Annotated in this window: 10 protein-coding genes and 1 tRNA gene; 5 read left to right on the top strand and 6 right to left on the bottom strand. The window is 56.9% G+C overall.

The genetic code is table 11. The annotated features are described in order from the left end of the window. Positions 1-6 precede the first annotated feature (6 nt). Positions 7-1,461, bottom strand: a complete 1,455-nt coding sequence (locus ACOTZB_RS16510; RefSeq protein WP_047652434.1) for an AMP nucleosidase — start codon at positions 1,459-1,461, stop codon at positions 7-9. Positions 1,462-1,534: 73 nt separating this feature from the next. After that, on the bottom strand, positions 1,535-2,851 hold the full coding sequence (gene shiA, locus ACOTZB_RS16505) for a shikimate transporter (RefSeq protein WP_421627812.1): 1,317 nt from the start codon (positions 2,849-2,851) through the stop codon (positions 1,535-1,537). 255 nt (positions 2,852-3,106) lie between these two features. Between shiA and pagP the strand changes: the two genes are divergently transcribed. After that, entirely contained in the window at positions 3,107-3,682 is a 576-nt protein-coding gene (gene pagP / locus ACOTZB_RS16500; protein ID WP_032668488.1) for a lipid IV(A) palmitoyltransferase PagP, read from the top strand. Here the strand turns inward: pagP and ACOTZB_RS16495 are convergent. Genes ACOTZB_RS16495 through ACOTZB_RS16485 form a run of 3 tightly spaced genes read right to left on the bottom strand, consistent with a single transcriptional unit; the run spans position 3,679 to position 8,788 of the window. Beyond that, a complete protein-coding gene (locus tag ACOTZB_RS16495) occupies positions 3,679-4,644 on the bottom strand; it encodes an acyltransferase (protein ID WP_126330291.1) in 966 nt (321 codons plus the stop codon). The genes pagP and ACOTZB_RS16495 overlap by 4 nt on opposite strands. Continuing rightward, positions 4,641-7,703 carry an efflux RND transporter permease subunit gene (locus ACOTZB_RS16490; protein WP_421627810.1) on the bottom strand — a complete coding sequence of 1,021 codons (3,063 nt, stop codon included), beginning with the start codon at positions 7,701-7,703 and terminating at the stop codon, positions 4,641-4,643. The genes ACOTZB_RS16495 and ACOTZB_RS16490 overlap by 4 nt, the downstream gene beginning before the upstream one ends. Beyond that, positions 7,703-8,788: an efflux RND transporter periplasmic adaptor subunit gene (locus ACOTZB_RS16485; protein WP_421627808.1), complete on the bottom strand. Its 1,086-nt coding sequence runs from the start codon at positions 8,786-8,788 to the stop codon at positions 7,703-7,705. The genes ACOTZB_RS16490 and ACOTZB_RS16485 overlap by 1 nt, the downstream gene beginning before the upstream one ends. 396 nt (positions 8,789-9,184) lie before the next feature. On the opposite strand from ACOTZB_RS16485, the gene ACOTZB_RS16480 reads away from it, so the two are divergent. The 3 genes from ACOTZB_RS16480 (at position 9,185) to ldtA (ending at position 13,315) form a co-directional block, all read left to right on the top strand. Further along, complete coding sequence (locus tag ACOTZB_RS16480; RefSeq protein ID WP_047652428.1) at positions 9,185-9,616, top strand: universal stress protein; 432 nt, start codon at positions 9,185-9,187, stop codon at positions 9,614-9,616. Positions 9,617-9,663: 47 nt separating this feature from the next. After that, entirely contained in the window at positions 9,664-12,357 is a 2,694-nt protein-coding gene (locus tag ACOTZB_RS16475; RefSeq protein ID WP_421627807.1) for a cation-transporting P-type ATPase, read from the top strand. A gap of 61 nt (positions 12,358-12,418) precedes the next feature. Next, a complete protein-coding gene (gene ldtA / locus ACOTZB_RS16470; RefSeq protein WP_421627806.1) occupies positions 12,419-13,315 on the top strand; it encodes a L,D-transpeptidase in 897 nt (298 codons plus the stop codon). Between the two features lie 145 nt (positions 13,316-13,460). On the opposite strand, the gene ACOTZB_RS16465 is transcribed toward ldtA, so the two are convergent. After that, a tRNA-Asn gene (locus tag ACOTZB_RS16465) sits at positions 13,461-13,536 on the bottom strand. A gap of 320 nt (positions 13,537-13,856) precedes the next feature. Here ACOTZB_RS16465 and nac point away from each other — a divergent pair. Further along, positions 13,857-14,774, top strand: coding sequence for a nitrogen assimilation transcriptional regulator NAC (nac, locus tag ACOTZB_RS16460; protein WP_047652425.1), 918 nt, complete (start codon positions 13,857-13,859; stop codon positions 14,772-14,774). Positions 14,775-14,867 lie beyond the last annotated feature (93 nt).

The following is a 14,867-nucleotide window of genomic DNA, read 5'->3' as shown; positions in this document are numbered from 1 at the left end:
TCGTGATTAGCGGAACGGCGGCTCGTTGAAGGTGCGCAGCTTGCGCGAATGCAGCCTGTCACCTTCCGCCCGAAGCAGGTCGATGGCGCGAATGCCAATCTGCAGATGCTCTGAGATAGCCCCTTCGTAGAAACGGTTGGCCTGGCCCGGCAGCTTAATTTCGCCGTGCAGCGGCTTATCGGAGACGCACAGCAGCGTGCCGTACGGAACGCGGAAGCGATATCCCTGCGCGGCGATGGTGGCGCTCTCCATATCGATCGCCACCGCGCGGCTCAGGTTGAAGCGCAGCGCCGATGCGGAGTAGCGCAGCTCCCAGTTGCGGTCATCCGTCGTGACGACCGTACCGGTGCGCAGGCGCTGTTTAACCTCTTCTCCCGGCATGCCGCTGACCTCTTTGGTCGCGTCGTACAGCGCGCGCTGGACTTCGGCGATGCTCGGGATTGGGATATCCGGCGGCAGCACCGCATCAAGCACGTGGTCATCGCGCAGATACGCATGGGCCAGCACGTAGTCGCCAATCAGCTGGCTTTCGCGCAGGCCGCCGCAGTGGCCTATCATCAGCCACACGTCCGGGCGCAGTACCGCCAGATGGTCGCAGATGGTCTTGGCATTTGACGGGCCCACGCCGATGTTGATCAGCGTAATGCCCTGACCGTCGGCGGTGATCAGGTGCCAGGCGGGCATCTGGTGTTTTTTCCACGCCAGGTCGGAAATGGCCTGCTCGGGGGCTTCGGTTTCCGCAGTGATCCAGATCCCGCCTGCGCAGGAGAGGGCAATGTACGGGCTTTCCGGGTCGAGGATCTGACTGCAGCCCCAGCGGACAAATTCGTCCACGTAGCGGGTGTAGTTGGTAAAGAGCACGAACGGCTGGAAATGTTCGACTGGCGTACCGGTGTAGTGGCGCAGACGTGCCAGGGAGAAATCGACCCGGCGGGCGTCAAAGTGCGACAGAGGAGAAAATTCGGCCGGGTGATAAATCCCGTCTGCCGTCTCATCGCCAATCTGCGAAAGCTCGGTGGTCGGGAAGTGGCGGGTCAGCCCCGCGCTCATGGAGCGGTCAAGGGTTAACGCCGAACCGTCAATCACGTACGGATACGGGATCTCATGCTGCGAGGGCTCAACGGCAATGTGCGCGCCGTAATCCTGATACAACAGCGTAAGCTGTTCTTCTAGATACGGGCGGAACAGCGCAGGGCGGGTGACGGTGGTACTGTAGCAGCCGGAGTGGGTAAAACGGGCGTAGGCGCGGGTTTTGGGATTACTGCTGGCGCTGCCGTCCCAGGTCACAGAGAGCGATGGATAAACAAAAAGGCCCTCGGTTCTGGCCTTTTGATCGGGGAGTTTCCCTGTTTCGATATATTCGCTAATGGCGCTGCGCAGCGCGTTGACGGACTGTTCATACAGCGCGTCGAGTTTTTCCAGCGCCTGAGCCGGGGTCAGGCTGGAGCCCTTATTATTCATCTCTGTCTCCTTGTTCCACAGGTGTGCGACTCTACCCGATAGTATGTCACACGCCCGTGAAACAAAAGGGAGATCAGCCGTGGCTCGTCTCTTTCATCAGCAGCGCCGTCGCCGCCGACAGCAGGCAGCCGGCCAGCAGATAAATCGCCACGCTGTGCCAGTTGCCGCCGGAGAAGGTCACCAGCGCGGCGGCAATAAACGGCGTAAATCCGCCGCCGACCACGCTTGCCACCTGATAGCCCACGCCCGCGCCGCTGTAGCGGTAGCTTGCGCCAAACAGCTCGGTGAACATCGGCTGCTGCACGCACACCACCATGTCGTGAGCGATGTTGGCGAGCATGATGGCGAAGAAGACAATCCAGAAGATCGACTGCGCCTCCAGCGCCATAAAGAACGGCCAGGCGCTGAGGGTGCCAATCAGCGCCCCGGTGATGTAAACGCGACGGCGACCAAACCTGTCCGCCAGCCAGGCGAAGCAGGGGATAGTCAGACAGCTGATCCCGCCGACCAGCAGGCCAATATTGAGGAACAGCTCGCGGGGAAGACCGAGGTTCTGCGTCGAGTAGTTCAGGGCAAACGCGGTGACGATATACATCGTCAGCAGCTCGCACAGGCGCAGGGCGATAATTTTCAGAAAAGCGCCAGGATGCTGAACCAGCGCTTCCATCACAGGCAGACGCTTTTTGGCGAGCGGTTTTTCCAGCTGTTGTTTTTCAAACTCAGCCGACTCCTCCATCCCGTTACGGATCCACAGCGCGGCGATGACCAGCACGATGCTGAAGATGAACGGAATGCGCCAGCCCCAGCTCAGGAACTGCTCGTCGGTAGTAACCTGGCTGATTAGCGATACCAGACCGGTGGAAAGCAGCAGGCCTACGCCGTATCCGACCTGTACGCCGCTGCTGTAAAACGCTTTTCTGTGCTTCGGCGCGCTCTCAACGGACAGCAACGCCGCACCGCCCCATTCGCCACCGACGGCGAAGCCCTGGATGGCGCGCAGGGTGACCAGCAGTACCGGCGCCCACCAGCCGATAGAGGCAAACGAGGGGAGAATACCGATAAGCGCGGTGGCGATCCCCATCATCCAGACGGTGAGCATCAGCATGCGCTTGCGGCCCATGCGATCGCCGAAGTGGCCGAAGATCACACCGCCCAGCGGGCGAAACAGAAAGCCGACGCCGAAGGTGGCAAACGCGGCGAGCGTGCCCATCGCGGGGCTGACCTGGGGAAAAAACTCGCGGTTAAAGACCAGGGCGGCGGTGATGCCGTAAAGCAGAAAATCATACCAGTCGACGACGGCACCCGCGAAGCTGCCTAAGGCTGCGCGGCGGGCACGGTTGAGCGAAGGTGTCTCCTCGTTGGGACGATCGGAGATGAGGGTGGAGTCCATAGTTGTCCTGTCCGTACTAATTTTTAATTATTGGTATAAGAAAAGGTCACTCACATTGCGCCCGTCATATAAACGGAACCTATGAGACTACCGCGACAAAACGCCTGAGAAAACGTTTTTATCTTTCCGGAAGGCGCTGAATAAATAAATTTCATCTTCGCCTGCGGCGAGATAATTGTGTCTTCTGGTTCCGTTAAAGGCTGAATGGTTTACAGTAATAGTGACCGCCGCGTGAGTTAAGCTGAGGGAATAATGATGCAACGCACCTTTTCGGCATTCTGGATGATTCTGTTTTTATTCGTCGCACCGCTTCATGCGGAGCCCAACGTCTATGGTGAACAGCGTATCAGCGGCTGGTGGAATGCGCTGACGGATGATATTTCACAAACCTGGGAAGAGCCCCAACGTTACGACCTGTACCTGCCGTTTCTGAGCTGGCACGCTCGCTTTATGTACGACAAGGAAAAAACGGACAATTACAATGAAATGCCATGGGGCGGTGGTCTGGGCGTTTCCCGCTATAACGAAGAGGGCAACTGGAGCGCGCTTTTCGCGATGATGTTCAAGGACTCGCACAACGAATGGCAGCCCGCGATGGGGTATGGCTGGGAGAAGGGCTGGTACCTGGATAATGCCAAAGATTTCCGCCTTGGGCTCGGTGCCGCAGCGGGCATCACGGCGCGAGATGATTTTGCAAACTATGTCCCGCTCCCCTTCATCTTCCCGCTGTTTTCAGCCGGGTATAAGCGCGTTACCGTCCAGTTCACCTATATTCCCGGGACATATAATAACGGCAACGTGCTCTTTGCCTGGCTGCGCTTAGGCTTTTAAAGGGTGATCACCTTTTTTGCCACGGCGTTAGACAATACCAGCATGGAGAACAGAACAGAGGTGACGAACGTGAGCACAATCAACGCCAGCTTCATACCGAGAGAGGTCACCGGTATCAGCGCCGTCAGCAGATGAAACACCGAGTAGTGCACAATATACACGCCGGTCATCGTTTTGCTGATGGCGGCCAGAATAGACTCCTTAAATTCAGCATTGCGGCGAAAGCGCACGCCGTTCGCCGCAATCACCAGCGCGATGATCAAAATGTAAATTTGAGAGCCGGTGAGGATAAAGGCGTTTCTGTCCGCCTTGAACAGCGCGAAGAAGAAGTGGCGCTCGTAAAACCAGGTGAAGAGATAAATAAACGGGATGGCGACAACCGCCGCCCTGACGACTTTTTTGCGGCTAATCCACTCGGCGATTTTCGGGTCACAGAAAAGTTGCCCCGTCAGATAAAACAGCAGCCACGTCCACAGCCGATACTGCGGTGAAAGCGAAAGGACATGCGTTTCAGGATAAAGCGCCGATAGCAGATCGTATCCGTAGGAAAAGAGCAGCAGGGCAGCAATCGCGCCGCAGAACAGCGCTCGCCGCTGGCTAAGCCACTCCACCGCCGGGTGGAAGGTGTAAATCACCACAAAGGCGAATACGAACCAGGGCTGGATTAAATACCCGCGCTGATAAGGCTCCCACAGGTAGTAGATCGTTATCCAGAACAGAAAAACAATCACCAGACTTTTAATTTTACCCAGCTGCCAGCGCGTGCCGTGCCGCGATTGTCCGTCGAGATAGCCCGACACCACAAAAAACAGCGGTGTGGCAATCGTCGAGATAAAGGTTAAAAACCCCAGGATCCAGTGATAGTCATAATCATAATGATCCCAGGTATTGTAGATGGTGAAGAAGGTGACCGCCGTCATACAGCCCAGCGTTTTGATAATGTTCAGCCCTGTCGCATTCATTGTTGTTTGGCTTCGTCCTTACGATGGAAACACGCGTAGATCACGGGGAGTACCAGCAGCGTCAGGATTGTAGCAAACCCCAGTCCAAACATAATGACAACGGCCATGCTCTGGAAGAAAACATCCAGCAGCAGCGGAGCCAGGCCAAGTACGGTAGTGAACGCGGTGAGCAGGATGGGGCGCAGGCGCGAGGTGGCGGCATACACGATCGCGCTGTGCTGATCCTTTTGCGTTTTCTGCTGTTCGATCTCTTCCACCAGCACGATGCCGTTGCGGATGAGCATCCCGCTCAGGCTCAGCAGGCCAATCAGCGCCATAAAGCCAAAGGGAATGCCGGTAAGTAAAAATCCCGGCGTGACGCCAATCAGCGCCAGCGGTACGGTCAGCCAGATGGCGACGGCATTTTTCACCGAGCTGAACATCAGCACCGTAATAACAAACATCACCAGATACCCAATCGGCAGCGTAGTGAACAGCCCCTGCTGCGCTTCGCTGGAGTTTTCTGCGTCGCCCCCCCACTCGATACTGTAGCCGTGTGGCAGGCTAAGGGCATCAATCTGCGGCTTCACGCGGGCGAGAATGTCTCCGGAGGTTTGCTGGCTCAGCGGGTCCGGGTCCGTCTGCACCGTCAGCACCCGCGAGCGGTCGCGTCGAAGGATGAGCGGATCTTCCCACTCCAGCGAGAAGCGGCTGACGACGTTACTCAGCGGGATATACTGCTGCCGCGTCTGGCTCCACACCAGCACGTTGTTCAGGTGACTGGCATCCAGCCTTTCGCTTTCCGGGGGCCTCACCACCACGGGCAGCAGGTCACTGCCTTCCCGATACAGCCCCGCCCGGCTGCCGGAGAAGTTCATCTCCAGCGCGTTGTCGACGTCCTGCTTATCCACGCCAAGCTCGCGGCCCAGGGCGGCAACGTACTGTGGGCGGATCACCTTGCTGCGGTTTTGCCAGTCGTTCCTGACGCTCCCCGTGGCCGGGTCGCGCGCCAGAATATCGTCCACCTGGCTGGCAATCAGGCGCAGCCGGTCAGGATCGGGGCCTTTAATGCGCACCTCAATGGCGCTGTCGCCGGAGGGGCCAAACATCACGCGTTTGGTACTGGCGTTGACCTGCGGATAGTTTCGCGCGATGTACTCGTCCACGTGGCGCGTCAGGGCGGAGATGTTGCGCTGGTCGTCCATGCGCACCATGATCTGCGCATAGTTGCCGTACTGCCGCTGTCCGCTGTAGGTGAGAATAAAGCGCATACTGCCCTGACCAATGGTCGAGACGGTGGTCTCCACCCCCGGCTGGCCGTTAATGGTTTTTTCGATATCGCCGGTCATTTTCTCGGTCCACTTGATATCGGTCCCGTAGGGTAGCCACAGGTCGACAAAGAAAATCGGCGTATTAGACGACGGGAAAAAATTTTGCCGTACGGCGCCGAAGCCCCAAATGGACGCCGCCAGCAGCGCAGTCATCACTACCAGAGTCGGTGCCTTATGGTGCAGCAGCGTGTTAAGCAGGCGCTGGTAGGCGCGGTAGAGTCGTTTGTCGTAAGGATCTGACTCGTCGGTTTTATCGGGCGCGCTGTCGTTTTTAAACAACCACCACTTAATCAGCACCGGGGTGAGGGTGAGCGCAGAGAACCAGCTCAGCATCAGGGAAATCAGCAGCACCTGGAACAGGGATTTACAGTATTCCCCGGTGGAATCTTGCGACAGCCCGATAGGGGCAAACGCCAGGATGGCAATCACCGTCGCTCCCAGCAGCGGCAGGGCGGAGCGGCGGATGATGTAGTTCACGGCGGTTAACAGCGGGGAGCCCTGCTGTCGGGCAATCAACACTCCTTCGACAATCACGATGGCATTATCCACCAGCATGCTGAGGGCGATAATCAGCGCCCCGAGCGAGATCCGCTGCAGCTCAATGCCACACAGATACATAATCAGCAGCGTGCCCAGCACGTTAAGGGCGAGAGAAACCGCAATGATTATCCCGCTGCGTACGCCCATAAAGATCAGCAGCACGCCGATGACGATCGCCAGCGCCATCAGGAAGTTAATAATAAAACCGTTAACGGAATGGCCCACTTCGGCTGCCTGATCGTAAAACAGGTCTATCTGTATGCCTGCCGGTTTTTCCGCCGACATCTGGTTTAGCTTTGACTCCAGCGCGTGGCCCACGTCGATCACGTTCACGCCGGGAATAAACGAGACGCCCATGGTGACGGCTTTTTTGCCGTTGGCATGGTAGATACTGGCTGGCGATTCGTTCAGCCCGCGCGACAGCGTGGCGATATCCCGCAGACGCGTCGCCGCCCCGGTGCCGGAAGGCGTGATGATGAGGTCCGCCAGTTCATCAAGACTCCCGAACTCACCGGTCGGGTGCAGGCGAATGGATTCGCTGCCGGAGGTGATTTCTCCGGCGCTGGAAACGACGTTGAGTCTGCTGAGCAGGGCGGAAAGCTGGTTCAGCGTAATGCCGCGCGCGGCCATTTTGGTCAGGGAGATATCGATGTTGACCTGTTGACCAATGGCCCCGCCGATGGCGACCTTCGCGACCCCGGGGACCAGAATTAACTCGCGGCGCAGCTGCTCCGCATATCTCACCAGTTCAGGATTACTGAATTCGTCTCCGGAAATGGCGAAGAAAAAGCCGAACACGTCGCCAAAATCGTCATTCACAAAGGGCGTGACGACGCCGGGCGGGAACAGACGCGAGGCATCGCCCACGCGGCGGCGCAGTTCATCCCAGATCTGCGGCAGCTCGTTCGAGTGATAGCGCGAGGCAATGTTCACGGTGATCTGCGACAGGCCGTTTGAGGAGATAGAGCTGACGTTATCCAGATAGGGCAACTGCTGAAGGGCATTCTCCAGCGGAAGCGTCACCTCTTCTTCAACCTGCTGAGCGGATGCGCCAGGGTAGTGGGTGACCACCACTGCGGTTTTGATGGTAAAGGCGGGATCTTCCAGCCTGCCGATATTCAACAGGGCAAAAATACCCCCGATGCCCAGCAGCAGGATCGTTAGCCAGACGCGAACGGGGTTATTAATAAATTGACGAGAGATATCCATTACAGTCCCCGTTCACGCGTCCAGATACGCACCGGCTGGTTAGCATGAAGCTCCCCAACGCCAGCGGCCACCACCCGCTCGCCCGCCTTAAGCCCGCTGGTAATCATCACGCCTTCGGTACTCACTTGCCCCACGCTGACCTTGCGGTCTTCAAGATGGAGCGCGTCGCCTTCGCCCGTTACGACCCAGACGTGCGGCTCATTGCGCGGGCTGTTGTCCGGGTTAAAGACTGCCTCAACCGGTACGACCAGCGCCTGATCGCCCGCGCCCGCCGGGAGGTTGCTTAAATTGATGGTCACCGTACCGCTTACGCCACCGACGGTGGGAAAATCATCCGGGCGCGGCATGGTCAGTATCACCTGCCAGGTCAGGGTGTTGCTGTCGCTGCTGCCCGAGTGTTCTTTGTAGACGGCAGTAAACTCCCGATCCGGCATGGCGTTGATTTTCACCACCGGGCGATACTGGGCGTTACGGATATCAAAGGTCTTAAACAGGTTTTCAGGGATGCTGAACACCACGTCAAGCAGGTCGGTGCGGGTTAACGTCGCGATGGGCTGACCGGCAGACACCACCTGATGGTTTCGGACATGCACGCTGGCCGCCGTCCCGCTGAAGGGGGCGACGAGCGTCATCTGATTCAGCTCTTCTTGGGCGATCTGTAGCGCCGCATTCGCCGAATCGCGGTTCGCACGCTGCACGTCCATTTCTGCTTTCGAAATCGCCTGGCGGCCCGCCAGCGTCTGGAATCGATCGAATTGCCTCTGGGCCAGCGTCGCCGCCGTTTGTCTGTCGTTAACCCGCTGCTGGGCTTCACGGGCGTTCAGTCTGGCTAGCTGTTGCCCCTGCTTGATGGCTGCGCCCTGACGCACATCGAGCGCTTCAATTTGACCTGCGCGCTTGAAGGAAAGGTCTGTGGCATCACCCGATTCAATGCGGGCGGGAAAAATTCGCTGCTGGGCGTGACCGGGAACCGTCACCTCCGCCACTTTTACCATCCTGGGCAGGGGGGCGGCTTGCTTCGGTTTCGGGTCGCACGCCGTGAGCGTTAACAAAACGAACGGTAAAAGAGAGAGGTAGCGGTTCACTGTATTCCCCTAATAAATAACTGTTTTATTTATTCCATAGCCTGGACAGGGGTGACACTATTCTGCCAGAACAGTGACGACCATATAGGTAAATAAACCAATCGCCGTGCTGGCGATAATGGCAAGCGCAATAAACATACCCAGACGGATCAGGCTTAAACCATACATACATTCCTCCATGAGCCGGAAGCGGTAGCTGACTATGAGCATAGTCGGCGAAAAGATAAATGTTAAATAACCATTATCAGTGGGGAAGCGCTAAACCTGATATTCCTGTGCTACGTTTAATATTAATCATCTTTTTTTACCGTAACTGGCATTAAGGGCAAGTCCCTGCATTTAATGCGTTTTTTTGCTTCATTCACTCTCGTGTTGGTTATAAAAAGGATGCTCGATATGTATAAAAACATTCTCGTTCCGGTGGATGTCTACGAGACAAGCCTGGCGGATAAAGCGTTGCAGCATGCACAGTTTCTGGCGCAAAGCGCATCGGGTGACATTCATCTGCTGCACGTCATGCCCAAATTTTCAGCCGAACTGACGCGTGGTTTTATTTCAGATGCGCGCAAAATGGATGAATATATGATTAATAATTCGAAAGAAAAGCTGTCTGACCTGGTCAAAAAATTGAATCTGCCAGAAGAACGGGTTCATCTCCACGTCCGTAGCGGGAATGTTCGTGATGAGGTTATTAAGCTGGCGGATGAACTTGCTGTCGGCGCGATTATCGTCGGCTCCCGCAATCCCAATATTCAAACCCATTTGTTAGGTTCAGAGGCGGCAAGTATTGTTCGTTACGCACATGTTCCTGTTTTCGTTATTCGTTAATTACAGAGAAGCAAGGTGATTTCTGAATAGAACCTGAGGAAGGAACGATGAAAACAGGAAAACCTGAACGTCCGTACTATCAACAAACCGTTGACGAAACCCTGTCGAATATCCACTCCACCCTGGAAGGCCTTAGCGGCACAGAGGCATCAGCCCGACTTCAGCAGCACGGTGAGAATGCGTTACCGCAAAAAAAGGGCAAACCCGCCTGGCTGCGCTTCCTGGCGCATTTTAACGACGTATTGATTTACGTTCTGCTGGTGGCCGCGTTGCTTAAGCTCTTTATGGGCCACTGGGTAGACATGTTTGTGATCCTTGGGGTTGCCATCATTAACGCGCTGATTGGCCATATTCAGGAGAGCAATGCTGAAAAATCGTTGCAGAGTATTCGCAATATGCTCTCCAGCGAAGCCGTGGTGGTACGACAGGGGAATCATGAAACGATCCCCACTACGGCGCTGGTCCCGGGAGATATCGTGGTGATCCGTGCCGGGGATCGTATCCCTGCCGATCTGCGCGTGATTGAAGCGCATAACCTTCGCGTGGAGGAGGCCATCCTGACCGGCGAATCCACCGTTGTTGAGAAAAACAGCGATGCGTTAAGCGGGGAACTGCCTTTAGGTGACCGGTATAATCTGCTCTACTCAGGCACCACCGTCAGCTCCGGCGGCGGTAAAGGCGTGGTGGTGGCTACCGGGGGCGAGACCGAGCTGGGCCACATCAATCAGATGATGTCCGACATTGAAAAGCACCGCACGCCGCTGATGGTGCAGATGGATAAGCTCGGTAAGACCATCTTCATCACTATCCTGGTGATGATGGTGGCGCTGTTTGTCTTTAGCCTCCTGTTCCGGGATATGCCGGTTTCTGAACTGGTGCTGTCGCTTATTAGCCTCGCCGTTGCCGCCGTACCTGAAGGCCTGCCGGCCATTATCTCCATCATCCTTTCGCTTGGCGTACAGGCCATGGCGCGTCGCAAGGCCATCATTCGCAAGCTGCCTACGGTGGAAACGCTGGGCGCGATGACGGTCATCTGCTCGGATAAAACCGGCACCCTGACGATGAATGAAATGACGGTCAAAGCGGTGATCACCGCTGACACGACCTATCGCGTGGAGGGCGACAGCTACGAACCGGTGGGGAATATTCACCCCGTAGATGACCCGACACCCGTCAGCGTGACGCAGGGTTCCCTGCTGGAACGCTATCTTCGCACCATCGATCTCTGTAATGACAGCCAGCTGATCAAAGACGAGCAGGGGCTGTGGAAAATCACCGGGGGCCCAACCGAGGGCGCGCTGAAGGTGCTGGCGGCGAAAATTCCGCTCCCACCGCTCGATACCGAAATGCGCAGCAAAATCCCGTTTGATTCGCAGTATAAATACATGTCCACGCTGTACCGGCTGGGCGATGAAGAGGCGATTTTAATCACCGGCGCGCCGGACGTCCTGTTCCGCCTCTGCCAGTACCAGCAGACGAATGACGGGCTGCAGCCGTTCGATCAGCCCTATTGGGAAGGGAAGATTGAAGAGTATGCCCGGGAAGGTCTGCGCATGGTGGCCGCGGCCTGGAAACCTGCCCACGAGGGACAGCGCGAGCTTGATCATCCGGACCTGCATAACGGCGTGATCCTGCTGGGCATTGCCGGAATGATGGATCCACCGCGTCCGGAGGCCATTACCGCCATTGCCGACTGTCTGCAGGCCGGGATCCGCGTGAAAATGATCACCGGCGACCACCCGCAAACGGCCATGAGCATTGGGCAAATGTTGGGGATTGGTAATGCCGCAAGCGCTATCACCGGACGTGAGCTGGAGGCGATGGACGACCGTCAGCTGAGCGATGCCGCGCAGCAGTACGATATTTTCGCCCGAACCAGCCCGGAGGATAAATTCCGCCTCGTGCAGGCCCTGCAAAGTAAGCAGGAAGTCGTGGGCATGACCGGGGATGGCGTAAATGATGCCCCGGCGCTCAAGCGGGCGGATGTGGGTATCGCCATGGGAATTAAGGGGACGGAAGTGACCAAGGAAGCCGCCGACATGGTGTTAACGGATGACAACTTTGCCACCATTGCCAGCGCGGTGCACGAGGGACGCCGGGTTTACGACAACCTGAAAAAGACCATTCTGTTCGTTATCCCCAGTAACATCGCGCAGGCTCTGCTGATCATCATCGCGCTGCTGGCGGGGAACCTGATCCCGCTGACGCCGGTCCTGATCCTGTGGATGAACATGGCGACGTCGGCGACCCTGTCGTTTGGCCTGGCATTTGAAGCGGGTGAGAAGGACATCATGAACCGGCCACCGCGCAAGGCGAATCTCCATGTGATGGACGGCTATGCCATCTGGCGCGTGGTGTTTGTCGGTCTGATGATTGCCATTAGCGCTTTCGTGCTGGAAGCCTGGCTACAGCCGCGCGGCTACTCGGCAGAATTTATCCGCACCGTGCTGCTGCAAACCCTGGTGACCGCGCAGTGGTTCTACATGCTCAACTGCCGCGTTAATGATGGCTTCTCGCTGAGCAAAGGCCTGCTGGCGAACAAAGGAATTTGGATCGTGAGCGGCGTACTGCTGGCGTTACAGCTTCTTATTATCTACGCACCGTTCATGCAGATGCTGTTTGGCACCGAAGCGCTGCCGTTCCGCTACTGGGTCATCACCTTCCTGATTGGTTTTGTGATGTTCCTTATTGTCGAGGCGGAGAAAGTGCTGACCCGCAGGTGGCGCAAAACCGAGGCGTGATAGCGTAAACTGAGAAAGCCTGCCTGAGTCCGGGCTTTCTCTTTTTTGAGCGCAGAAAACTATGATTCGACTGACCTGGTTCGTCCTTACGCTGTGTGCCGCTGTACCCGGCGCGTTTGCCGTAACCTATACACTCCCGCCGGAAGGCAGTCGTCTGGTGGGAACCCCGATTATCATCACCGTTCCCGAAGGCAATACGCTGCCTCTGGAAGCCTTTGCCGCGCAGTATGGGCAGGGGCTGAGCAACCTGCTGGAAGCGAATCCGGGGGTGGATCCTTTTTTGCCCAAACCCGGCACCCGGCTGGTTATACCCCAGCAGCTGATTTTGCCTGACACCGCCCGCGAGGGCATTATCGTGAATGCGGCGGAAATGCGCCTCTACTACTACCCGCCTGGCGGCAATACCGTTGAAGTGCTGCCCATCGGCATCGGTCAGGCCGGGCGCGAAACCCCGCGTAACTGGGTGACGGCCGTTGAGCGTAAGCAGGAGGGGCCAACCTGGTCTCCGACGCCGAATACGCGCCGTGCCTATGCGGCGGAAGGGAAAACGCTGCCGGCATTCGTGCCCGCCGGGCCGGATAACCCGATGGGCCTGTATGCGATTTATATCGGAAGGCTGTATGCCATTCACGGCACCAACTCGAATTTCGGCATCGGGCTGCGGGTGAGCCAGGGCTGTATCCGTCTGCGCAATAACGACATCAAGTATCTTTTCGATAACGTTCCCGTAGGTACCCGCGTGCAGCTTATCGATCGGCCTGTAAAGATGACCACGGAGCCGGACGGCAGCCGATGGGTGGAAGTTCACGAGCCATTATCACGTAACCGTGCGGAGTTTGAATCAACCCGGAAGGTGCCGCTGCCCATCTCCGCCGCGCAGCGGACGCAGCTGATAAACGAGGGGGCAGGAGCCGAACTGGAACGGCGGTCGGGGATGCCGGTTAAGATTGGCATGTGAGGGGATAGTGGGGGCTGGTGCCCTCACCCCAGCCCTCTCCCACGGGAGAGGGTGCAAACACTAAAAACGGCAACAAGGTTGCCGTTTTGCATTTACCTTGCACAGAAAAGCAAAAAGCCTGCTTTAAAAGCAGGCTTTTCAAATTTGGCTCCTCTGACTGGACTCGAACCAGTGACATACGGATTAACAGTCCGCCGTTCTACCGACTGAACTACAGAGGAATCGTGTGAACGGGGCGCATATTATCGACCTGCGTTCGCCTTGTCAAAGGGTGGATCAACGCCTTTTGATCGTTTGCTGACAAAATCGGCAAAGTGATGTTTTTGACAGCGGAATGCACCGTCATGGTGCGGATATACCCCTAATGGGGCAGATCATAAACTGCTGTTTCGGTAATAATACTCCCCTTCATGATTAGGTTTCCTTATTTTCAGGCGCTTAGCGAACAATTCAGACCGCCTGGTAAAAGTGGCATTCATATTGCAAAACCTGTTCAACAACGACAGCCGGTTCCGGCACAGCATTTCGAACAGGGGGCAAAATGAACTTAAGACGACTGAAATACTTCGTAAAAATCGTCGATATCGGCAGCCTGACTCAAGCGGCAGAAGTGCTGCATATCGCGCAGCCTGCGCTGAGCCAGCAGGTGGCTACTCTGGAAGGCGAGATGGATCAGCAGTTACTGATTCGTACCAAACGCGGCGTTACGCCAACGGAAGCAGGTAAGATCCTGTATACCCATGCGCGCACCATCCTCCGCCAGTGTGAACAGGCGCAGCTGGCGGTGAATAACGTGGGCCAGACCCTGAGCGGGCACGTTTCTATCGGCCTGGCGCCGGGAACGGCCGCGTCCTCTATTACCATGCCGCTGCTGCAGGCCGTCCGCGCCGAGCTGCCTGAGGTGCTGGTGTACCTGCACGAAAACAGCGGTTCCATGCTGAATGACAAACTGCTCAACGGCCAGCTGGATATGGCGGTCCTTTACGATCGCTCCCCGGTCGCCGGCATTACCAGCCAGCCGCTGCTGAAAGAAGATCTCTACCTCGTGGGCACCCGCGACTGTCCGGGCCAGAGCGTAGACCTTACCGCCGTGGCAGAGATGAATCTTTATCTGCCGCGCGACTACAGCGCCGTGCGCGTGCGCGTGGACGAAGCGTTCTCCCTGCGCCGTCTGACGGCCAAAATCATCGGTGAAATCGACTCGATCTCCACGCTGACCGCAGCCATTGCCAGCGGAATGGGCGTGACGGTTCTGCCAGAATCTGCAGCCCGCTCGCTGTGCAGCGCGGCGAACGGCTGGATGGCACGCATCACCACGCCTTCCATGAGCCTGCCGCTGTCGCTGAACATGTCTGCACGCGGTTCGCTGACGCCGCAGGCGCAGGCGGTAAAAGAGATTTTGATGTCGCTGGTCAGCAAGCCGTCGCTTGAGAATCGTGAACTTCAGCTCGTGAGCTGATATTCCATAAAAGCATAAGATGCTGGTTTTTATTATTTGTTCTGCAGCGCGGCTGACTCTAACAATAGAGCTATGTCAGATGCGCCGGAGTGA

The organism is Enterobacter cloacae complex sp. SHL020, assembly GCF_049236945.1.
Classification (GTDB): domain Bacteria; phylum Pseudomonadota; class Gammaproteobacteria; order Enterobacterales; family Enterobacteriaceae; genus Enterobacter; species Enterobacter dykesii.
Note: the sequence above shows the minus strand (reverse complement) of the source record. Positions and strands in the feature narration are given on the sequence as shown.